The organism is Chitinophaga tropicalis (genome assembly GCF_009758205.1).
GTDB classification, from domain to species: Bacteria; Bacteroidota; Bacteroidia; order Chitinophagales; family Chitinophagaceae; genus Chitinophaga; species Chitinophaga tropicalis.
The window spans coordinates 1,121,968-1,145,392 of the sequence record NZ_WRXN01000001.1 but is presented as its reverse complement, the minus strand read 5'-3'; the positions used below and the strand labels follow the sequence as shown (position 1 = coordinate 1,145,392).

At 46.5% G+C, this 23,425-nt stretch carries 19 protein-coding genes; 3 read left to right on the top strand and 16 right to left on the bottom strand.

Annotated elements, in window-relative coordinates; genetic code table 11:
* Window positions 1-85: 85 nt before the first annotated feature.
* The 7 genes from atpA to GO493_RS04840 all read right to left on the bottom strand — a co-directional run bounded on the left by atpA (window position 86) and on the right by GO493_RS04840 (window position 8,656).
* The gene (gene atpA, locus GO493_RS04870; RefSeq protein WP_157304969.1) at window positions 86-1,663 is read right to left on the bottom strand and encodes a F0F1 ATP synthase subunit alpha; all 1,578 of its coding nucleotides are present in this window, start codon (window positions 1,661-1,663) and stop codon (window positions 86-88) included.
* Between the two features lie 86 nt (window positions 1,664-1,749).
* Window positions 1,750-2,310: an ATP synthase F1 subunit delta gene (gene atpH, locus GO493_RS04865; protein ID WP_157304968.1), complete on the bottom strand. Its 561-nt coding sequence runs from the start codon at window positions 2,308-2,310 to the stop codon at window positions 1,750-1,752.
* A 34-nt stretch (window positions 2,311-2,344) separates the two neighbouring features.
* Window positions 2,345-2,839, bottom strand: a complete 495-nt coding sequence (gene atpF, locus GO493_RS04860; RefSeq protein WP_157304967.1) for a F0F1 ATP synthase subunit B — start codon at window positions 2,837-2,839, stop codon at window positions 2,345-2,347.
* Between the two features lie 115 nt (window positions 2,840-2,954).
* Window positions 2,955-3,236, bottom strand: coding sequence for an ATP synthase F0 subunit C (gene atpE, locus GO493_RS04855; RefSeq protein ID WP_198315482.1), 282 nt, complete (start codon window positions 3,234-3,236; stop codon window positions 2,955-2,957).
* A gap of 64 nt (window positions 3,237-3,300) precedes the next feature.
* Complete coding sequence (gene atpB / locus GO493_RS04850) at window positions 3,301-4,482, bottom strand: F0F1 ATP synthase subunit A (RefSeq protein WP_157304966.1); 1,182 nt, start codon at window positions 4,480-4,482, stop codon at window positions 3,301-3,303.
* A 110-nt stretch (window positions 4,483-4,592) separates the two neighbouring features.
* Entirely contained in the window at window positions 4,593-6,260 is a 1,668-nt protein-coding gene (locus GO493_RS04845; protein WP_232538736.1) for an ABC transporter ATP-binding protein, read from the bottom strand.
* Between the two features lie 194 nt (window positions 6,261-6,454).
* Window positions 6,455-8,656: a hypothetical protein gene (locus GO493_RS04840; RefSeq protein WP_157304965.1), complete on the bottom strand. Its 2,202-nt coding sequence runs from the start codon at window positions 8,654-8,656 to the stop codon at window positions 6,455-6,457.
* 124 nt (window positions 8,657-8,780) lie between these two features.
* On the opposite strand from GO493_RS04840, the gene GO493_RS04835 reads away from it, so the two are divergent.
* The 3 genes from GO493_RS04835 to GO493_RS04825 all read left to right on the top strand — a co-directional run bounded on the left by GO493_RS04835 (window position 8,781) and on the right by GO493_RS04825 (window position 11,657).
* A complete protein-coding gene (locus GO493_RS04835) occupies window positions 8,781-9,530 on the top strand; it encodes a DUF1003 domain-containing protein (RefSeq protein ID WP_157304964.1) in 750 nt (249 codons plus the stop codon).
* A gap of 225 nt (window positions 9,531-9,755) precedes the next feature.
* Window positions 9,756-10,439 carry a response regulator transcription factor gene (locus GO493_RS04830; protein ID WP_157304963.1) on the top strand — a complete coding sequence of 228 codons (684 nt, stop codon included), beginning with the start codon at window positions 9,756-9,758 and terminating at the stop codon, window positions 10,437-10,439.
* A gap of 171 nt (window positions 10,440-10,610) precedes the next feature.
* Window positions 10,611-11,657, top strand: a complete 1,047-nt coding sequence (locus GO493_RS04825; RefSeq protein WP_232538735.1) for a sensor histidine kinase — start codon at window positions 10,611-10,613, stop codon at window positions 11,655-11,657.
* Here the strand turns inward: GO493_RS04825 and GO493_RS04820 are convergent, their stop codons facing one another.
* The 9 genes from GO493_RS04820 to GO493_RS04780 form a co-directional block, all read right to left on the bottom strand.
* Window positions 11,658-12,980: a porin gene (locus GO493_RS04820; RefSeq protein ID WP_232538734.1), complete on the bottom strand. Its 1,323-nt coding sequence runs from the start codon at window positions 12,978-12,980 to the stop codon at window positions 11,658-11,660.
* Between the two features lie 49 nt (window positions 12,981-13,029).
* On the bottom strand, window positions 13,030-13,209 hold the full coding sequence (locus tag GO493_RS04815) for a hypothetical protein (RefSeq protein WP_157304961.1): 180 nt from the start codon (window positions 13,207-13,209) through the stop codon (window positions 13,030-13,032).
* Complete coding sequence (locus tag GO493_RS04810; RefSeq protein WP_157304960.1) at window positions 13,209-14,693, bottom strand: MBOAT family O-acyltransferase; 1,485 nt, start codon at window positions 14,691-14,693, stop codon at window positions 13,209-13,211. The genes GO493_RS04815 and GO493_RS04810 overlap by 1 nt, the downstream gene beginning before the upstream one ends.
* Entirely contained in the window at window positions 14,690-15,958 is a 1,269-nt protein-coding gene (locus GO493_RS04805) for a GDSL-type esterase/lipase family protein (RefSeq protein WP_157304959.1), read from the bottom strand. Before GO493_RS04805 ends, GO493_RS04810 begins: the two co-directional genes overlap by 4 nt.
* Window positions 15,930-17,303 carry an SGNH/GDSL hydrolase family protein gene (locus GO493_RS04800; protein WP_157304958.1) on the bottom strand — a complete coding sequence of 458 codons (1,374 nt, stop codon included), beginning with the start codon at window positions 17,301-17,303 and terminating at the stop codon, window positions 15,930-15,932. The genes GO493_RS04805 and GO493_RS04800 overlap by 29 nt, the downstream gene beginning before the upstream one ends.
* A gap of 96 nt (window positions 17,304-17,399) precedes the next feature.
* A complete protein-coding gene (locus GO493_RS04795; RefSeq protein ID WP_157304957.1) occupies window positions 17,400-17,930 on the bottom strand; it encodes a glucosaminidase domain-containing protein in 531 nt (176 codons plus the stop codon).
* A 206-nt stretch (window positions 17,931-18,136) separates the two neighbouring features.
* On the bottom strand, window positions 18,137-19,885 hold the full coding sequence (gene aspS / locus GO493_RS04790) for an aspartate--tRNA ligase (RefSeq protein WP_157304956.1): 1,749 nt from the start codon (window positions 19,883-19,885) through the stop codon (window positions 18,137-18,139).
* An 83-nt stretch (window positions 19,886-19,968) separates the two neighbouring features.
* Entirely contained in the window at window positions 19,969-21,024 is a 1,056-nt protein-coding gene (locus GO493_RS04785) for an NAD(P)/FAD-dependent oxidoreductase (RefSeq protein WP_157304955.1), read from the bottom strand.
* Between the two features lie 21 nt (window positions 21,025-21,045).
* Entirely contained in the window at window positions 21,046-23,424 is a 2,379-nt protein-coding gene (locus GO493_RS04780) for an ABC transporter permease (protein ID WP_157304954.1), read from the bottom strand.
* Window position 23,425 lies beyond the last annotated feature (1 nt).

Genomic DNA, 23,425 nt, shown 5'->3' with positions numbered 1-23,425 from the left:
TCACCGGTGAAGTTAGAAAGGTTATGGGGAATAAAAAAGCTCACCGGCAAAACCGGTGAGCTTCAGGATAAGTTTATGCCAAAAATTAAGCGAACCTTGGTTTCAGCTCGTTTACCAGCGTAACCATACGTTTGATACCGTCATCAGGCAGATTACCTTTTTTGAATTCACCCAGAACTTCCGGCAGGCGAACTTCCATTTCGTTCAGGAACGCGTCTTCGAATGCTTTTACATTCTTAACAGGAACATCACGCAGCAGACCGTTAGTACCCAGGTAGATCATTGCCACCTGTTTTTCTACGGCATATGGAGTGAACTGAGGTTGTTTCAGGATCTCAACGTTACGTGCACCTTTATCCAGTACTACTTTGGTAGCAGCATCCAGGTCACCGCCAAATTTGGAGAAAGCCTCCATTTCACGGTATTGAGCCTGGTCCAGTTTCAGGGTACCGGATACTTTCTTCATGGATTTGATCTGAGCGTTACCACCTACGCGGCTTACAGAGATACCCACGTTGATAGCCGGACGGATACCAGCGTTGAACAGGTTGGATTCCAGGAAGATCTGGCCATCGGTGATGGAGATCACGTTTGTAGGAATGTAAGCAGATACGTCACCAGCCTGTGTTTCGATGATAGGCAGAGCGGTCAGGGAACCACCACCTTTCACCAGGTGTTTGATAGACTCAGGCAGGTCGTTCATCTGGGCAGCGATCTCATCCTTGCTGATGATCTTAGCCGCACGTTCCAGCAAACGGGAGTGCAGGTAGAATACGTCACCAGGATAAGCTTCACGTCCGGGAGGACGACGCAGCAGCAGGGACACCTCACGGTAAGAAACAGCCTGTTTGGACAGATCATCATAGATGATCAGCGCCGGACGGCCGGTGTCACGGAAGAATTCACCGATAGCAGCACCTGCAAACGGAGCGTAGAACTGCAGTGGAGCGGGTTCTGCGGCAGAAGCAGCTACGATGGTAGTGTAAGCCATAGCCCCGGCTTCCTGCAGGGTTTTCATTACACCTGCAATAGTGGATGCTTTCTGACCTACCGCTACATAGATACAATAAACCGGTTTGCCGGCATCAAAGAACTCTTTCTGGTTGATGATGGTGTCAATACAGATGGCAGTTTTACCGGTCTGACGGTCACCGATCACCAGCTCACGCTGTCCGCGGCCAATAGGGATCATAGCATCTATCGCTTTGATACCCGTCTGCAGCGGTTCTTTTACCGGTTCACGGAACAGAACGCCCGGAGCTTTACGTTCCAGCGGCATTTCATACAGTTCACCTGTAATAGGGCCTTTACCATCTATAGCCTGGCCCAGTGTATTTACAACACGGCCTACCATGCCTTCGCCCACTTTAATGGAAGCGATCTGGCCGGTACGGCGCACTTTGTTACCTTCTTTGATCTCTCCCGATTCACCCATCAATACCACACCCACGTTATCTTCCTCCAGGTTCAGGGCTATAGCTTTAACGCCATTTTCGAACTCAACCAGCTCACCGTAGCGAACGTTGTTAAGACCATATATACGAGCAATACCGTCACCTACCTGCAATACGGTGCCTACTTCTTCCAGGTCGGCAGCAGCATTGAAGTTGCTAAGTTGCTGGCGTAATATCGCCGAAATTTCATCAGGTTTTATCTCCACCATAATGTATAACTTTTTGTAAGAGTCGTTAAAAAGAATGAATATAACGACAACAGCTTTGCGTGTACGCAGCGGCTGCTGTTAATTGTTTATCTGATTGCAGGAACGAAAATGTTCTCTGTAAATTGTTTCCTGATATCTTTCAGGTCGCGCAGAATGGAAGCGTCAAACAGTTTGTCTTCCGTTTCCAGTACAAAACCACCTATCAGTTCAGCGTTTACCGCTGTTTCCAGCTCCACCTGCTTTGCTGAGCCGGCCTGAACTTTCTTTTTGATCACTTCCAGGGTAGCCGCATCCATCGGAACAGCCGTAGTGATCTTCACTTTGGTGATATTCTTAATTACGTTGTACTGTTTCAGGAATTCTACTGCTATCTCCGGCAGGTTACTTTCCCTTCCTTTGCTTACCAGCAGCTTCACGAAAGCGGCAGTGAGCGCATTCACCCTTCCTTCCAGGATAGCAGCCAGGATCTGCTGCTTCTTTTCAGGCTTGATGATAGGGCTCTTCAACAGCGCCACCACATCAGGATTGGTTTTGGAAAGTTGTTGCACAAAAAGCATATCTGCCTGTACAGCTTCCAGCTGTCCTTTTTCGGAGGACAGATCTACCAGAGATTTTGCATACCGGCTTGCTAAACGGGGATTCTGCATATTTTATATCTTTTGGCTATCCTTAAGCCTTATCTTAGTTTAATTTGATTTCTTCTGCCAGGCCTTTGATATGGCTTTCCTGTGCAGTTTTATCAGACAGTTCTTTACGCAGTACCTTTTCAGCTACTTCGATCACCAGTTTACCTACCTGGTTCTTAACGTCTGTAAGAGCAGCCATCTTCTGATTATCAATAGCAGTATATGCTTCGTTGATGATCTTTTTAGCTTCTGCCTGAGCCTGAGCTTTAGCCTCGCTGATAATATGATCTTTCGCCTCTTTCGCTTCCTTCAGGATCTTGCTTCTCTCAGCTTTGGCTTCTGCCAGTACGTGTTCATGTTCTGCTTTCATCTGGGCCATTTCTTCTTTTACCCTTTCAGCAGCAGCAATTGAATCAGCAATAGAAGTTTCCCTTTCTTTCAGGGTAGAAAGAATGGGCTTCCATGCAAACTTTTTCAGGATAATGAAAACGAGAATGAAGATGAGTAATGAGATGGTAAACAAGCCTAACGCTGGCTGTAACAGATCCATGATTATAAAGATTTATTTGGTTCGCAAGTAATTAATAGCAAATCCGTGTACACATTCTTTTAAAGCATTACTGCATCCTTTGCCCTGTGCGCGGGATGCAGTAATAAGTTTAGCCTTACAGCACTACTGCCAGCAGACCAGCGATAACGCCGAACAGAGCAACACCCTCAACCAGGGCCGCTGCCAGGATCATGTTAGCGCGGATGTCGTTTGCAGCCTCAGGCTGACGAGCGATAGATTCCAGTGCGCTCTTACCGATGTTACCTACACCGATACCAGCTGCGATAGCAGCAATACCAGCACCAATAGCACCACCAGCTTTAGCCAGGCCGGAAGCAGCAGCAGCGGCAGCAGCAGCTTCAGGAGCAGCCTGCAACAGAACAGTTAAAATTGCCATAATGAATGTGTATTTATAATTGATTACTAATATGTCCGATAAATTAATTAAGTAACATCACTTATTAATGATGTTTGTGGTCATCCCCATGATGGTCATGATGATCATCATGCGCTACTTCCATAGCCTGGCCAATAAACACAGCAGTCAGGTTAGCAAAGATGAACGCCTGGATAAAGGCCACCAGCAACTCCAGCATCATCATCACAATGTTAAACAGTACTGTGATTGGCAGGAAACCATAACCGGCGCCACTGTTCAGGGAACCAAAAATAAACACCAGGGAAATGATACTCAGGATGATAATGTGACCCGCCAGGATATTGGCAAAAAGTCGGATCATCAGGGATACAGGCTTGGTGAAGATACCAATGATCTCAACCGGTACCAGGATCGGCTTTACCCATCCCGGAACAGGAGGGTTCAGCGTATGCGCCCAGAAATGCTTGTTGGAAGCAAACATGGTAGACAGGAAACTGATCAGGGCCAGCGCAGCTGTAACAGCAATATTACCGGTTACGTTAGCAGAACCCGGAACCAGGCCTAACAGGTTGTTAATCAGTATAAAGAAAAAGATAGTCAGGATAAAGGGAGTGTAACGCTCTGCAGCCACACCCGGAATGTTCGGCTTTACTACCTCGTCACGGATAAAGATGATCACAGGCTCCAGAAGGCTCTGGAAACCTTTAGGCGCTTTCTTGGAGCCCCTGGTAGTATAGGCCTTGGCTACGCTTAACATGATCCAGATCAGCAGAATAGCCGCAATGATCATGGAAGTGATGTTCTTGGTGATAGACAGATCGTAGATCTTTGCACCGGTAGGCATATCATTTGCATCCACTGCAATGATCTTACCATCAGTATATTCAGCAGGGTTCAGCCCCTTCTCATGCAGATAGTGCTCATTTACAAGACGGTATCCCGCATAAGACGCATGCCCGTGATGGAAATTAGAGGAAGAGAACGAGGTTACGCCTTTTCCCTCTTCATACACAATAACAGGTAAAGGGATAGTAACAGGGGTACCTGCAATATCCAGTAAATGCCAGTCATGCGCATCTTTCACGTGACCAAGGATAACCTCTTTGGCATTAAAACCCTTTTTTTCCTCATGTTTCTCCTCATGCTGGGATTCATGCGGGTTTGCAAAGGAAGAAAAACCACTTATGCTGAGTACAGCAATAAGGGCTACCAGTCTATGTTTGAACAGATTGAAGGAAATCACCGCGTCTGAAATTTTGCGCAAAGATAGTAGTTTTATTATCAAAAAGGCAGGCGATCCGGAAAAATCTGCCCAGTATCAGTCATATACTGATATTTCCTTAAATGATAATGATTTATGTCAGAATACAGGGCCTATGCCACTCCCGTTTGCTTAAACTGCATACTATGCAGTTTGTAATAAAAACCCTCCTGTTTCAGGAGCTCCTCATGGGTTCCCATTTCCCGGATCTCTCCCTTGTCCAGCACAATGATCCGGTCTGCCTTACTGATGGTAGACAGCCTGTGGGCAATCACAATGGAAGTACGGTCTGAGATCAGCTTGTCAATGGCATTTTGTATAAGCATTTCAGACTCAGTATCTACAGAAGAAGTGGCCTCGTCCAGGATCAGGATAGCCGGGTTATACAGCAACGCCCTTACAAAGGAAATAAGCTGCCGCTGCCCGAGAGACAAAGTACTGCCCCTTTCCATTACCTGGTAATCATAGCCCCCCGGCAACTGCATAATGAAATCATGCAGGCCAATCAGACGGGCAGCCTTCTCTACTTCCTCCCTGCTTATGTTAGCGTTACGAAGCGTAATATTCTCATACACAGAACCGGCAAACAGGAATACGTCCTGCAGCACCACCCCTATCCTGCTCCTCAGAGCCGGCAGGGAATAATCCCTGATATCAACCTCATCTATAAGTATACGGCCCTTCTGTATCTCATACAAACGGTTCAGGATACTGATAATGGTGGTCTTACCCGAGCCGGTATGCCCCACAATAGCGATCGTTTCCCCCTGCTTAGCCTGGAAATCAATGTCTTTCAACACATATTCGGCATCCTTATAGGCAAAATATACATGGTCAAACGAAATAGCTCCTTTTATAGCCCGGGCATCCTTTGTACCCTGGTCAGCTATATGATCATCACTGTCCAGTATCCTGAACACCCTTTCACTGGCCACCATCCCCATCTGCAGAGTGTTAAACTTATCGGCCAGCATACGCAGCGGCCGGAATAACATGTTCAGATACATGATAAAAGCAATCATCACCCCCTCCGTTACCTCGTAGTTCAGCACCTTATTAGCCCCCCACCATACCATCAGCCCCAGGGAAATAGCCAGTATGATCTCCACCACCGGGAAAAAGACGGAATAAGCGAATATAGCGTCGATGTTGGCGGAACGATGTTCTTTGTTGATATTCTTAAACCGGGCGTACTCCCTCTTTTCTGCAGAGAACGCCTGTACAATAGCCACCCCGGTCAGGTGCTCCTGCACAAAAGCATTCAGGGCAGATACCGCATTCCTCACCCGGTAAAAAGATTTGTTGACGCTTTCCTTGAAGATATAGGTGGCAACGATCAGCACCGGGAAGGGCGACAAACTTATCAATGTCAGCCGCCAGTCTTCCATAAACATCACCACCAGTATAGCCATGATCATCAGCATATCTGCTATGATAGAAATAAGACCTTCAGAAAATACGTCGTTGATAGCTTCAATGTCATTAATAGTACGGGTAGTAAGCGTACCAATAGGCGTTCTGTCAAAGAAAGACAGGTTCAGATGGATGATCTTCCGGTAAACGGTAACACGCAGGTCCTTTACAACAGATTGCCCCAGCCAGTTGGTGAGATAAGAGAAATAGAAACGCATCACCGTTTCCAGTAACAATAACAATATCTGGATAATAGTGATCGTGATCAGCATCTGCAAGAACTGACCGGCAATATATTTATCTACAGTTAGCTGTATCAGGTAAGGCCTCATGGGAGATATTACAGCGAGTAATACCGTGAGGAACATGGATAGGTAAAAAGAGCGCCTGTATGGAACTGCAAAAGTGAATATCCTCCTTAATAAGCTAATATCAAAAACCTTTTTGACCGCTGAATTTTCCACGGTACAAAAGTATAGATTTTTTAGGGTGGATAACCGCTCAAAACAAAAACGCCTCTGCCTGAGGCAGAAGCGTTTTTGTCAAGATAAGAAAACAGTAATTATTTATCCTCTTTCATGATCTGTTTGTATGCTTTGATAAATATAGCGCCCAGGTTCTTATGCGGCGGCACATAATCACTGAACAGCTCCCTGTTACGCGCATCCCCTGCAAACTTCTTCCCTAAAGCCGCCCACATCTGCACCCAATCAACATTCTTCCCGCTCCGGATAGTCTCATCCAGCGTACGGATAATCGGCTCATTCACAAAACGGGTACCTACCTGCTTCGAAGAAATGATATGCGCCTCGGGCGATTTCTGCAGCACAATTGCCAGGTTATGATAACCACCACAGGATCCCAGCACTACTATCTTGGCAGAGCTCTGCAGGTTATCCAGCGTAGTGTTCACGTGATAGCTATGCCCCCTGTGAATGAACACGGTAGGATGAATATCATTTTCATCCAAATATTCACTCAGCTTCTGAATAGCGGTCTTATCTTCCGGCTCTTCCAGCGGCAAGTTGGCAAAAATAGTAATAGGCTTGCCTTTCAGTGAAGTGATGGTTGTCCAGTACTTGTTCTTTGTCACCTTCCATTCACCTGCCGGGAAATTCCCCATAAAACTTACATAAGAATCATGACCGTCCTTATCACCATAGAAGAACACCTGCTGATAGATCATTCCGCTATCGCTCACCAAAGTATTGAACTCAACAAAATTGATAGGAGGCAGCTGGAACTTGGCAGCCATATCAGTTGCCTTGGCAGAATCAGAACCTTTGTCTGAAGTTTCAGTATCAAAGAGACTTCCCAGCAATTCATAGATAACCGTACCCCTCTTCTCTTTCTTACGGGATACGAACGCATAGTTCTTCCTTACTTCTTCTCTCAGGAAAGCCAGCAGTTTAGGATCACGTATACTGCCAAAAGAGTTGGCCACATCTACTGCATCTTCCAGGTCTTCCGTTTTCTCCAGGCTGCTCACATACTTCTTCATCAGGTAGTTGGCATTTTCCGGCGCCATAGATTTCAGGAAGTTGTCCAGGGTATTGAAACCAGCCGCCATAGCAATGAATTTCTTGAACCTGTCAAACTCCACCAGCATCAGCAGGCTATCCCCGCGGGGTGGCTTCATCCGCGCCATCATCTGGTCATACAGGCCTGCATTGTTATGATTGGTATAACTGGAAGTATATAATTCTTCCTGCCCGTTTACGATCAGGTAATACAGCTCCTCCGGTGCAAAATCCTTTACCACTCGGAAACGTACAGGCGCCGGCTCCTCATGCAGGTCATTCACCTCGCGGATATATCTGAGTGATTTTGCCTGCATATTCTCCATCATGGCTTTCAGACCAATGATATTCTCTCCATTGTTCCTGCGGTGCTGCAGAGTTATAGCGCTTTTCACCATCTGGCGGAAGTACTGGTCGTCATTGTTTACAATAGCGCTCAGCTTCTCTACCGTAGTTGTACCGGCCATCAGTTCGTCAATAAAAGGCAGTATCAGGGTAGACTGACCTGAATTGCCTATCTGAACGATCTGCTGTACAATAGGGTCCTGGTTGCGTTTAATAGCAGTAGCTACCGGAGTGTAGGAAGTAGCATAGGTCAGCACCTGGTTAGGATACTTCTTTGCTACCGCGGCTATTACCGAATCGGTAACCGGGTATTCCAGGTAATTACCTATCTCAGTCATCACCGTTTCCAGGTGATTGAAAGCATATTTGGCAAACAGTACGCCCTTGGCGTCTTTATAACCGGGATTGGAACTGAAAGGCTGGATCAGTTTTTCTCCTGCATCAAAAGAAACGTCCTGCACATAAGGCAGGATACTTTCTCCTTTAATGTCTGCCTTCATCATGTTCCTGAAAGCTTTTACAATAACAGGCGCTTCTTCCGGATCTATTTTACGGTAGCTGCGCTTTACATTATAATCATGGATCATAACATAAAGAGCAGAGAGGTATTTTATTTTCAGGCGATGGTCCAGCGTAGAATCCAGCTCTATTTGGTTCTGCATATCATCCACCTGTTTAATGAGTGCATCTGTTACCTGCAGGTTAATGGTTTCATCGTCAGATACCTTCACCAGGTTATCTGCCTTACCATCAAATTTCAGTGCTGCTGCCTGCTCTTTGTCAATGTTGTCATGGAAACCAATACGTCCGATAGGTATATCTATTTTCTGTGCTGTTTGCGCATGGGTCAGGCCGCTCACCAGAACAGCCCACAATAAAATAGTTATAAATTTTTTCATTAATGTAAATGTGCTTTACTATTACTTATAAAGCCAGTATAGCAAATTTACTACCAAAATACAACAGCACCGCATTTGGGACCAGAAGCGTTACTTTTATAACATCAAATCACTCTCTTATTTTATGCAGACATTTATCAGTGATCTGTCCGGCAAGGAATACCCCGCTTCAGAGAAAGTATCCTGCCGCACTCTCCGGAAACCACTGCTGGACACCATTCGCAGGGAACATCCGCACCTGGGCGCTAAATCCCATATTGCAGACGCAGAACTGAACGCCTTCCGCCAGAAGTACTTTGAACATCTTTTTGCCAAAGAGATAGGCGAACTAACAGAAATGGAGAAAACAGTGATGGAGAAACTGCGTGACCATCAGACACTTACAGACAAACTGGAAGATGGAGATGACGGCACACCGCTTTCGGCCGGTCAACGCATAGCAGATAAAATAGCTACCTTCGGCGGCAGCTGGACCTTCATTATCTCTTTCCTGGTATTCATCCTGCTCTGGATGGCAGCTAACATCTATATCCTGGCCAACAAGGGCTTCGATCCTTACCCCTTTATCCTGCTCAATCTCATATTGTCCTGCCTTGCCGCGCTCCAGGCGCCTGTTATCATGATGAGCCAGAACCGCCAGGAGGAAAAAGACAGGATAAGAGCTAAGAACGACTATATGATCAACCTCAAATCTGAGCTGGAAGTCAGGATCTTACATGAAAAAATAGACCATCTCCTCATTCATCAGCAGCAGGATATGATGGAAATGCAGCAAACCCAGCTGGAAATGCTGGAAGAACTGTCAAAAGCACTAAAGAAATTAGCCGGAAACAATCATAATCATACCAGTACAAATAAAGGCGAGACCTCATAAACTGAACGTTCCCTGCCAAAAAAGCCGTAATTTTGCCATGTGTGATGCAGTTTTAACCCATTGAGAGCATTTTCAGTAAACACATTCACTCTCAATGCTTTTGTATCTTCTTTATCCCTGCCAATGTTTTGCAGAACGACCGAATTAACAATTAGATAATGTTAATTTTCCATTAATAGCGGAGACGGCGATATAATTTTGTGCCGTCTTTAAAAGTCAAAGTATATGATAGACCAAGCGGTAGCAGGAAAGGTCCTTGTGGTAGATGATGAAATTGACATTCTGGAAATTATCAGCTACAATCTCAAATCAGCCGGCTATGATACTGTCACAGCCAAAGATGGCAATGAAGCTGTGCAGAAAGCTAAAGTTTTCCGCCCCGATCTCATCATGCTGGATATTATGATGCCCAATAAGAACGGTATCGACACCTGCCGGGAGATCAGGAAGATCCCCGAGTTTAAAGATACCATGGTGCTTTTCCTCACAGCGCTCAATGATGAAAAATCAGAAATTGACGGATTAAATATGGGCGCTGACGACTACATCGCCAAACCCATTAAACCTAAATTACTGGTAAGCCGAATCAATGCCCTCTTCCGCCGCCTGCACAAACCGGAAGATATGCAGGTACAACTGGGCGATCTGATCATAGACCGTGAAAAATTCACCGTAACATATAAAGGCCAGGAAATCATACTGGCTAAAAAGGAATTTGAACTGCTGCAGCTGCTGGCATCCAAACCCGGCCGCGTATTCCTGCGCAACGAGATCCTTAACCAGGTATGGGGTACAGAAGTAATTGTGGGCGACCGTACCATTGACGTTCATATCCGGAAAATACGCCAGAAAATAGGTATAGACCTTATCACCACCGTAAAAGGCGTAGGATATAAGTTCGAGATGTAATCCTCCTTTTAATCTTTATTCGTTCAGTAGCAACCGTTCCCTTCGGATCAACGGACCTTTTATTGTCTCAGCTTAGTCTCTAACTGATACACTACTGAGGTATTGTGTGTTATGTCAAGTGAAAAATTTGGTTTAATTTCCAGCTATTATAACAATTACTCACTCTGGAGTATGTTTAAAGCCAAGAATCTTTCTCCGCAAAAACTGGCAGGATTTACTGCCCTGATACTTTCAGCAATTATTACCCTGGGTACCCTGTTGATAGACGGTAACTGGAAAATAGTATTGACTGCATTTATCCTTACTTTCCTGGTATCTTATTATCTGTACCTGTACACGCTGCAGAACTTCATCTACAGGAAAATAAAACTCATTTACAAATTCATCTACCAGACCAAAGCGTCTAAACGGGAGGAATTCTTCAACAAGAACATCCTGCCCTTAAAGACCATTGAAGAAGTAAGCGAAGACGTTGAAAAATGGGCCAGCCAGAAAAAAGAAGAACTGGACATGCTGCGCCGTAACGAAGAGTTCCGCAAAGAATTCCTGCTCAACCTCAGCCATGAGCTGAAAACGCCCATCTTCGCAGTACAGGGCTATATCCACACCCTGCTGGACGGAGCCCTGGAAGATCCGAACGTGAACAAACTGTTCCTGAAAAACGCTACCAAGAACATTGACAGGCTTTGCCGGCTGATAGACGACCTGGATGAAATATCCAAACTGGAAAGCGGTGAAATGACCATCAATAGCGAGAACTTCACTATCCAGGACCTCATTAAAGATGTCTTTGACACACTCTCCCTGAAAGCCAATACCAAAGGCATTAAGTTCAGTGTAAAGAAAGGTTGCGAAGCCCCCATCCATGTACTGGCAGATAAAGAGAAAGTACGGCAGGTGCTGATCAACCTGGTAGATAACTCCATCAAGTACGGCCGCCAGGATGGACACACTGTTGCCAGTATCTATACTATGGATGATAAACGCGTGCTGATAGAAATATCAGACGATGGTATAGGCATTGCCGAAGAACACCTGCCACGCGTGTTTGAACGTTTCTACCGCACAGACCGGGCACGTAGCCGGGACATAGGCGGCACCGGCCTGGGACTGGCTATCGTAAAGCATATTGTAGAAGCCCATGGCCAGACCATCAACATCCGCAGTAAACCGGAAATCGGCTCTACCTTCGGGTTTACATTAGGCTCAGGAGATTGATCAGAAACGGAATTGCAGTCTGCAGGTGAATACATTATCATCTATATCTGAAGTATACCCCTCCAGGGAAGTAGACTCATTCTTCACCATATCATAGTATAACATCACTTTTGTATTGGGATTGAAATAATGCACATATCCCACTCCAAACGTATTATACCGGATATCTGCGCCAGTAGCGCCTCTGTCATCTTCTCCTATCTCCTTTCCCTTCAGTTTCTTATTGGGATCATACCAGTCATATTTTAATACGACCAGGTCTCTCGGGTTCCCCAGGTTTTGCATAAAGTACAGGTAAGCCCCGTCAAAACGGCGAATATACAGGGGAGCATTCACCCCTCCGCTTACCGGTATCGTACCCGGTGTCTCTGTTGTAGAGGCAGTAGCCGTCTGGGTACCTTCCAGGTATTCCAGCCTGATCTCCGTAGCGCCCTTATCCTTTCCATTAGGTATCCTGAACTGTACATCAGCACCATAATAATGCCTGGGCGCTATCTTTCCCACATTACTGCGGGAAGAATCCACTCTGAACACTTCCTTACCATTGCTGACATCCATCCTGTAGATGTATGGTGTGAACTGCTCCATACCTCCGTACAACATAGATACCGCGGCAGATAAGCGCCAGTTACGGTCATTCAGCTTAATAGGCTTTATAGCCCAGCGGGTAATGATATCCTTATGACTGTCAAAATCACTTGTGGCGGTAAGGCCCTGACCATTAAACAGACCTGCATCTATCTTGAAAAAACGTAATGGATGATTCTTGCGCCTGGGTTCAAAAGTGACCATGGCGCCAATGTCCCGCTCCGTTCTCATCAGTATCTGCGACATGCGCCCGCGTTCCGGTGTTTCACGGTCGCCGGAAGAAAGGTTCACCTCATAGCTGATAGGACGGGCAAACATCCCGGCCGTTATGGAGAAAACATCCCATTTATTCTCGAAAACACGCCCAAAGAAATCGCGTATGAAAACACCCCTCTCTGTACCGTCAAACTGAAAAGCAAACTGTACCACCGGCATATGCTCTTCATCATAGCGGGCATAGTCCAGGCGAAAACGGCCACGGCGCAGGGTAAAGCGATTATCTACCTGGGCCGGGAAATTACCGCCGGCATAACTGCTTATTCCCTTCCCGGTAGCATACTGGAACTGCGGTTGTATATAGCCGCTGAAACGCACCGCGTCATACTTCTGGTATAATGAAAACATTCCCTTACCAACACTGGTGGTGGTATCAATCATATCCATCAGGAACTGTGCATTGGAGATTGCCGGCAATGACAACAGCAGAGAGACGGCCGCAAGAAGCTTTAGTCGCATTCAGGAAAATTTGCGCAAAGCAACACAAAATCAGGGGGATAACAAAAACTTAACATGGGGAAAAGCTCCAAACCTCAATCCTTAGCTGGCCTGCGGCCAGCCTCCTCCCCTCAAAAAGAAGGATTTCGCCTTTTATCTCCGGCTGGTCGCAGACCGGCCTCCTCTCAAAAAGAAAGGTTCCACCAAAGGCGAAACCTTTCTTTTTGAGCAGTTTTTCCGCTTTACACATCAAAACTGCAAATATATAGGCATCATCGGCTGTGAAGATTTCACCTGCACCAGCAACCAGATAAAAATAACCATCACCACAACACTAGCCACCACAGGCATTTTCGCCAGCATCCCCTCAGTAAGGTCTTCACTCTTCCTTGGCAGGAAATGCAGTACAAAGCCCAGCAGCATTACCCAGAACACCGCAGTATAACCATTATACAGCTCCAGCCATACACCAGGCTGAAAATCATAGAATACCTGGTGTAACAGCGCCCACGAATCATGGAAAGTAGCTGCTTTAAAGAACACCCAGCAGAAACATACAAAGTGGAAAGTGAACAGAACGCCGAAGAACTTCAGCAACCCACCTCCCAAACCACCAACACCACCGCCTTTTTTCTTCAGCCAGTCTATCCTCACCTTATCTATAGCCAGTGCAGTCCCATGTAAACCTCCCCAGAAAATGAAATTCCAGCTGGCGCCATGCCAGAAACCACCTATCAGCATGGTCAGTCCCAGGTTAATATACTGGCGTACCTTGCCTTTGCGGTTACCTCCCAGGGGGATATACAGGTAATCCCTCAGCCAGGACGACAAAGAAATATGCCAGCGGCGCCAGAACTCTGTGATATTGGAGCTCTGATAAGGAGAATCGAAGTTGGGAGGTATCTTAAAACCTGTCCACCGGGCAATACCCAGGGCCATATCAGAATAACCGGAAAAGTCGCAGTAAATGATCATGGCATAACCATACACGCCCAGCAAACATTCCAGGCCGGTATGCTTGGAGGGATCATCAAAGATATACTGCACAAAGTTCTGGTTAATGAAATCCGAGATCACCACTTTCTTGAACAACCCCGCCATGATCAGGTATAACCCCTTTCCTATATCTTCCGAATTAAGCTCATAGGGTTTTGCTATCTGCGGAATGAAATCTGCAGCCCTTACAATAGGCCCCATCATCAGCTTCGGGAAGAAAGACAGGAAGAAAAGATAGTCCATGAAATTATTCACCGGCGGAAACTCTTTCCTGTACACATCTATCGTATAACTCAGGTTCTCGAAAGTATAGAAGGAAATACCTATAGGCAGCAGGAGATGCAGGGGTTGGATCTTGCCCAGCTGCATGTCATTGATCATGCCTATAAAGAAATCAGTGTATTTGAAGTAGAAGAGCAGCCCCAGGTTAAGCACTATGCTTAGTGCCAGCAGGCCCTTTCGCCGGGTATTGTTTTCCGTATTATATATCCACCGGGAAAGGTTAAAATCTACAATAGCAGATAGTATTACCAGACCTACATAATAGCCGCAGGCTTTATAAAAGAAATAAAGGGAGAACACAGTGAACACCCATACCCTTCCTTCCTTACTCCGGCCAACTGCCAGGTAAAAGAGCAGGAAGATGGCAAAGAAGTAAAAGAAAAAGGCGCTGTTGAAAAGTATAGGATCGTCTTTCTGATAGGTGAGCAGATCCAACAGCTTATTCACGTCAATCATTCCTGTATTTTTTTGGATGTCTTTGGTTGTGTTTTCAGATACTTTTCATAGCTGGTATGCAATGCTTCATACAGCAATTTCCCCTGCAGCTGGTACCCGCGTACATTGAAGTGGATATGGTCCTGCGACCATCCCCCTGCAAAACTGCCGGCCATCGCCTTGTTCACACTGTTGAAGTTCCAGCAAGCCAGTCCGTTTTCCCTGCAATAGCTCATGATCTGTTGTGTAACAACACCAATGTAGGGATTGGGATAATATGAAACTTTATAATAGGTCCTGTATTTCTTGCCCACTTTCTTCCTCAATGTCCGCCTGCTCATCCGCTTGCATTCCGGCGGAGTGGTCAGCAGGATGGTTGCCTGCGGCTGCCGCCGCCGTATCAGCTGAACAGTACTGTCTATCTGCGTACGGAAAGCCTGTGCATTCAGGCTGCTGTAAGCCTCATTGGTACCCAGAGAGATGATCACCAGCTGTGGTTTCATCACCTCCATTTCAGCTACCAATGTTGCATTGTTATCATTGTAATGCTGGTACATTGCTCCGTTAATACCTACAGCGCTGTACAATATCCCATTATGACCATTCAGCAGCATAGCCCCAAAGAACCGGAAAGGTTGTGCATTCTGCCTGTCCCAGCGTACCTGGAAGGACTGCACTGGCTCGGCGAAAGTAATGGATGCTTTCCTCAATGTGGAACTGCCGGGAAAAGGCAGACCAGAAACATCTATACCTGCACCGGGTACACTGATAGAAGAATCGTCCGTTCCGGGATCATAAAATAATTCCGCCTGGCGCACATCGTTGGCTGCACCCTCTTCTTTTCCGTTAAATGCCAGTGTAGGCGCATCGTACTGGGAGGAGATCACAATAGCGCCTGGGCCCAGTATATCGGAAGATTTATTCCTGTCAATGATTTTATCTGTCTGCCACCTTACAGTGCTGTTCCAGCGGTAATCTGAAGGACCGTTGGTATTGGCCAGGTTATACGGGAAAACCCATCCCCTGCCTGCACTGCCAAAATCATACTGCAGGTGATTTCCCGTGGTACCGGAAAAGAATCCTGCCTGGATATGTGAATCTCCCAGATGCAGTATAGATACTACATTGCTGTCTGCTTTCTGCAAAGCTGCAAAGAAGCGGTAAAGTGCCGTATCCTGTGCTATGGTGTTCTGCTGGGCAACAGCCAGGTGGCTTATTCCCATCAACGCACCTGTCAATAAACCGATTATTCCTTTTTTATTGTTGTTCCACCTGCTTATATTCATCCATCATCGCTTTATACAGCAGCGCCCCTACCCTGGCCGCTCCCTGCCTGTTAAAGTGTGTGTAATCCTTATTGGCAAGCACTGTATCTCCTTCCACCCAGTGGATCATGGAGTTATGTCCGCCCATAGCGGCATACAGGTTCCAGTAAGCAGCACCATGCTCCCGCGCAATATCATGCTGTACTTTCAGCAATGCGGTAACACCTGGCGCCGTAATATAACTTCCGTTTTTCTTATATGATTTGTCAGCTGTAGTTATAACCAGGAAAGAGGTATTGGGCAGGTCATTGCGGAGAGAGTCCATTACTTTCCGCATGGGGTTACCGTACCAGTTATTATATTCAGTTAATTCAGGTTTCCAGAGCACATTGGCGCCGTAATGCAGTACAACAAGATCATAAGGATGTTCCGTCTGCATCTGCTGTAACAGCCTGCCTGACAGCTTACCCAATTCTATCCCGCTGATGCCGCGGAAAGAGTAGTTATCTACAAACACGCCGCTGTCGCTTTCAAAACATACCCCATAAAAAGGAGCGGCTGGTCCGCCGGCCCATTTAATGGTAAGAGCCTGTTTCTGCTGAGCAGAATCCAGCTTCCAGGATATCTTATTCACCGGCAGCTGACCAGACAATGTATATGACCTGTCGTTTACAGAAATATTGGCTGATGAAGAAGGACCGTATAACAGGCTTACTTCCTGGAATTTGTCCATCCGCTGTTTCCTTACAGGAGCATACCTGGTCCAGCTGGATTCTCCGGGAACGAAAGTATGTCCGGATATACCCAGGAACAGGTTGGACGGGGGTAATGCTTTATAACTGTAATCTTTCCAGTCCTTGGAGAAAGTATGGGTGATGGTGGTCCTGAAACCGGCTACAACAGAAGTGATGGGAACAAACCCAACGCCTGCGCCGCCAAACACCAGCTGCAGACTGTCCCGCAGGTCTTCCGTAATAAGGTCTCCCTCGATCATGGAATCTCCAAAGTAAGCAATACGTACTTTCTTCCTTTGGCCGGTTTTCAGACCGGCAAGAGCATCCAGGAAATGTTGCAGGCCGGCAGTAACAGTAGCATCGCCTGCACTGGCTGGCAGGTGATAATTGATAATACCAGTATATGTATTGAAATCGTGTAAGTGATCGGGATCAGGAATACCAGGCAGCTGGCTGGCAGAATCCTGCGGATTGGTGGTTACCGTATCTGTTGCTGCGGCCAGTAAAGCACTGTCCTGTTTCTGAGGTTCCGTGGCTTCCTTCCGGATATCTGCCAGAAGGTCCAGCGGACGGCTGGTAAAGTCCTTGTAAGAGAAACTGTTGTTAGCCAGTGAAAGAGCTAACAAACACACTAAAGTCCCCGCTATAATTAGGAAAGGATAGGCAGATTTATTTTTGCCGGACATAGATGCTGATCAGAATTTGCGTATAAAACTACAAACTATAAATTAACTTCCTGCATATGCCATGTGCTCATCCAGTTTATATAATTTATAGCGATTTATCATCCCGGTAACCCGTCTCACCCATTCCTGTCCGGCTGTAGAATATCCACCGTGATTCATATGTTTGAGCCAGAGCTTATATTCCGTCTGTCCTTTCAGACCTGGGTACCATTTCTTCCGGGCCAGTAACCGGGCAAAGTAATTAAAGGATTCTTCCGCATGGACAAACTCTTTATACCTTGAACGGTAGGTTACCCCTTTTTTCTTATGAAGAGTATTACGCCCTACAATACCGAAGTGGTTGTTCAGCAGTTTTGCATTCCTGCTTGTTCCCATCCCCGATTCCAGCATTGCCACTCCCAATATCACACTTGCCGGTATTCCCGTTTCATTCATGATACGGATAGCTGTAGGCTTGTACTTGTCCACATATCTGGTAGCAGAACGCTGTGAAAAAGCCATGTTAGCCGTCAGCAAAAGTATACCCAGCATTGCACAAAACCATCCCCTGCGAAACATTTTATTAGATGTCATGGCAGATCTGTTTTTTGTCCTGGCAATATAGTTGAAATATTTGTACAATATGTCTATAACTTATAAAAATTTGATAATCTGTTCTTAGTTAAAATCCTGTTAATTAGATACGTCCTTTAGTTTGCACCAATCCCCCTTGGCACCGTTTTAACAGCATCAAGGGGGATTTAAATTTTAGTTACCTGCCTTTGTCAAATACCGTGCCACTATTGCACAAGCGAGATGTTCAGTTCCTTTAACTGGGACTGATCTATCGTGCTTGGGGCATCCATCATCACGTCACGGCCGGAGTTATTCTTAGGGAAGGCAATAAAGTCGCGGATCGTTTCACTGCCACCCAGTAAAGAGCAGAGGCGGTCAAATCCAAACGCAATACCACCATGCGGAGGCGCGCCATACTCGAATGCACCCAGCAGGAAGCCAAACTTATGATTGGCCTCTTCCGGGGTCATACCCAGCGCAGCAAACATTTTCTCCTGCAGGTCCCTCTGGAAGATACGGATAGAGCCGCCGCCCACTTCCGTACCGTTCAACACTATATCGTATGCATTAGCCTTGATGTCAGCATATTTGCTCAGGTCGTTCATCCATTCAATATGCTCGGGCTTCGGAGCAGTGAACGGATGGTGACGCGCTACCCAGCGGTTCTCTTCCTCTGCATATTCAAACAGGGGGAAGTCTATTACCCACAGCGGTTTGAACACGTTCTTGTCACGCAGGCCCAGGCGCTCGCCCATCTCAAGGCGAAGCTCGCTCATCGCCTTACGGGTGCGCTCTTCTTTTCCTGCCAGCACCAGGATCAGGTCTCCCGGCTCAGCCTGGCATTTCTCTGCCCAGGTTTTCAGTTTACCCTCATCAAAGAACTTATCAACAGAGCTTTTTATTGTTCCATCAGTGCCGTAACGCGCATAAATCAGTCCGTTCATGCCTATCTGCGGGCGTTTTACCCACTCGGTCAGCTCATCCAGCTGTTTACGGGTATATTCAGCACATCCTTTTGCACAGATAGCCACTACCAGCTCAGCTTCATCAAAAACCTTAAAGCCATTGCCTTTTACAGTTTCAGAAAGGTTTACCAGCTTCATCTCAAAACGGATGTCCGGCTTGTCATTTCCGTAAAACTCCATAGCATCGTCCCAGGTCATACGGGGGAATGGCTCATTAAAGGTGATACCTTTTATTTCAACGAAGATATGTTTGAGCATCTCTTCAAAGTTATTCAGGATATCTTCCTGCTCAACAAAGCTCATCTCACAGTCTATCTGGGTGAATTCCGGCTGACGGTCTGCCCTCAGATCTTCATCGCGGAAGCATTTAACGATCTGGTAATACCTGTCATACCCGCTTACCATCAGCAGCTGCTTGAAGGTCTGGGGCGACTGAGGCAGGGCGTAGAACTCATTAGGGTTCATACGGCTGGGTACCACGAAATCTCGCGCTCCTTCCGGAGTGGATTTGATCAGGAAAGGCGTTTCAATATCCATGAACCCTCTGCTGTCCAGGAAGTTCCTGGCTGATCTATTAACACGGTAACGCAGCTCAAGGTTCTGTTTTACAATATTTCTGCGAAGGTCCAGGTAACGGTATTTCATGCGGAGCTCGTCACCGCCGTCAGTATCGTCCTGTACAGTAAAAGGAGGCGTTTTAGCGCCGTTCAGTATAGCAAAGTCACTGACAGTGATCTCAATATCACCGGTAGGAATGTTGGGATTCTTATTTGTACGTTCGGTTACAGTACCGCTTACCTGGATTACAAATTCACGGCCCAGGGGTTGCTGGTCCAGTTGCTGGTTTAAGGATTCTCCTAACAGCAGCTGCGTGATACCATAACGGTCCCGGAGGTCCACGAAGGTGATACTTCCGAATTTCCTGATTCTCTGTACCCAGCCAGCCAATGTTACTTTTTTGCCATTGTGCTCCAGTCTAAGTTCGCCACAAGTGTGCGTTCTGTACATATCTTTATATTATATAGTTCAGTGTTATGCCCGGGAGTTGCTGCCCGAACGGTCGGCAAAGATACATTTTGCCGCCTGCATTTCTATCCCCGGGTCCTGTTAAAAAACCGTTTAATATCTGTATCCGGCTGTAGTGGGGCGTTTTCAAGGATATGGGCCGCAAATTGGGCCGCCATAGCTGGCGCCAGGGAAGTACCTTTAGTTCCCAGCCCGTTAAATATACCTATAGCGGGGTGATCCGGGTGCATTCCCACTATCGGGCGGCGGTCTGTACCGGACGGCCTGACTGCCGCCAGCTGACCCGTCACCTGGTAAGGCACCTTCAGCAACTGCTGTAACCCCTCCTCCAGGAAGGCCCGCTTTTCAGCAGTAGGGGCCTCATCCGGGTAATCCCACGCAAAAGTGGAACCTACCCAGTAGTTATCTTCTCCCTGGGGCACCAGGGTTATGCTTCTCTTAATAATATCAGGAGTGGAAAAACCAGGTATACGTATCTGCAACACCTCTCCTTTGTTGAGCAGGAAAGGAATATTCTTAAACCAGGGATTAGTAGTCGTGGCCGCCCCTTCACAGAAAACCAGGTAGCGGGCACTGACATCCCCATATTGCACACCTTTTTCATTGATAATGAGCCTGGAAAGATCAAAGACCGCTTCCAGCAGGCTGTTCTTTTCAATAAGATATTGCCTCCAGGCAGGCAGTAAGGCCGACAGCCTGACAGTAGCGCCTTTTACTATAGCTGCTCCAAAAGGCTGGTCCAGCCACTGGCCATATTCTGCTATCCGCCGGTCGGAAGGCTCTTCCATATAGGCCAGGCCCTGGGTCCTTTCCATGAAAGCCGTTCTTAGTTGCTCCGAAGGCAGAACAGTATAAATATCCCGTTCTGTAAATACCTCTACGCCCAGCAATTGCTCCATATGCCGGTAAGTGTCTCTGGCCAGGGGATAGATCTCATCATATTGCCAGGCTACCGTAAACCGGCGGCCGGAAACAGGATTGATCACTCCTGCCGCCACACGGGAAGAACTGTTAGGTTTAGGATCGTCTATGACCAGCACGGAATGTCCGGCCTGCATCAGCGTATAACTTAGCACTGTCCCGGCAGTGCCCTGGCCCACAATGAGAAAATCTGCATTCATTTGGGCTGCAAATTACAACACTTATTCAGCCTTCAGACTTTTCACCGGGTTCATTACAGCAGCTTTGATAGCCTGGAAGCTGACAGTGAATAATGAAATGAGTAGAGCTGCAGCACCGGTCATTACAAACACCCACCAGTGAATAGATACCCGGTAAGCATACCCCTGCAGCCATACAGACATGGCCCACCACGCCAGCGGAAACCCGATGATGCAGGAAATACCTACCAGCCGCAGAAAATCGCGGGACAACAACGCAGTGATACCCGTTACACTGGCGCCCAGCACCTTGCGTATCCCTATTTCCCTGGTCCTTCGTTCCGCAGTATAAGCAGCCAGGCCAAATAACCCCAGGCAGGAAATAATAATGGCCAGCAACGCAAATACCCTCGATAACCTGCCTACCAGCATTTCTGCCTGGAACATATTATTGAACTGGTCATTGACAAATGTATATTCAAACGGATAACCGGGATTATCCCTCACCATCACTTTCTCAACGGCAGATAACGCCGCCGCCGGATCAGTTGCCGGTTTCAGCTTCACATACATGAGAGCGGCAGCATTAGGATAACAGAAGAAAACCACAGGATCAGATCTTTTTGAATACATATCCCCATACACATAATCCTTTAATACTCCCACTACATTCAGCACAAGCAATTTATCCCGACCGTAAGGTGATGGTATTTCCAGGGTCTTGCCTATTGCACTTCCCTCTCCCATCAGTTTGGCAAGAGATGCTGTAATGATCACATTGGAACTATCTCCATTCTGATAAAAGTCACGCCCTTCAATCAGCTGCATACCCGATGTTTTGATGAATTCCGGGCTCACCAGGCGTTGTGATATCAGCACATTCTCATTCTCAGGCTTTCCCTTCCATCTCATGGAATTGGTATTATTACCGCCATAGATCGTAACATGATCTGTAAGCGCTGCATTCTCTACCACCCCTGTATTTAAGAGGTCCTGTTTAATAGCATTAAAATGCTGTACCATGTTCCCCTGTATACTCATGCTTAACAGCAGATCTTTATTAAATCCAAGATCTCTAGTTTTTACATGCTGTATCTGCTGATAGATGATCACCGTGCTGATGATCAGCATAATGGATACTGTAAATTGTAATATCACCAGGCCTTTGCGTATAAAAGCTGCGCCCCCTTCTTTAATACCGAATCCTTTCAGCACCGCTACCGGGTGAAAAGAAGAAAGATAAAAAGACGGGTAACTGCCGGCCACCAATCCACAGATAAAGATGATCATTACCAGCGCCATAATATGTACCGGGTTGCCTAATCCCAGTGTAAGATTTTTATCCATCAAAGCATTGCAGGCAGGTAATATCAGCATAATGATGATCAAAGCCATTATACAGGCCAGTGTTGCCATCAGCAAAGCTTCTCCTATGAACTGGACTATCAGTCCTCCTCTGTTGGCGCCCATCACTTTCCTTACACCTACTTCCCTTGCCCTCTTCTCACTACGGGCAGTAGCCAGGTTCATGAAGTTGATACAGGCTATAAGAAGAATGATCCAGGCAATAATAGAGAACATGCGTACATACTGTATACGTCCACCGGACTGCTTACCATTCACAAAATTCCCATGCAACCGCCAGTCATTCATATTGAACAGGAATATGTGATTGATAGCTTCCGGCGCTCTTTGCTGAATGAAGTTGTACAGCTTCTTATCAATAGCTGCGGGGTTTGCGGCAGGCTCCAGTTCTACATATGTGTCAATACCATTGTTGGTCCAGTTATTCAGCCAGTCATTCTGCTGATAGTATAACTGGAAAGGAGCTACCCATTCAAACTGAATACTGGAATTTTCCGGGATATCCCTGATCACACCACTGATGGTATATTCCTGCTTATTATCCACTTTCACCCTTCTGCCCACTACACCTTTATCAACACCAAAAAACTTCCTTGCGGTCTTCTGGGTTACGACTATCGAATACAGGTCCTTAAAAGCTGTTGCACTATTGCCTTCAGTAAAGGGCAGTGTAAATATGTCAAAGAGCGAAGGATCAGCATACCTGCCACTGGCATACATAGATTTCTCTCCTATGCTGAACAGGAAAGGCGGGGTAAAGCCTGTTATACGGCAGGACTCTTTGATACCGGGAATATCACGTTTCACTTCAGGCCCTGCCAATCCAGGCATAGAAGAAAATGTAGGGATATAACCACTATAGTCCCAATTGGCCATTAAAGCATAGATCCTGTCTCTCTTTTGATGGGTATGATCAAACGTCATCTCATCTTCCACCCATAAGAAGATAATACCAGCACAAACAATACCTATTGCTAATCCGGAAATATTCAGAAAGTTGTATGCCTTATTCCTGAAAAGATTGCGTATTGCAGCTTTGAGATAGCTTTCAAACATG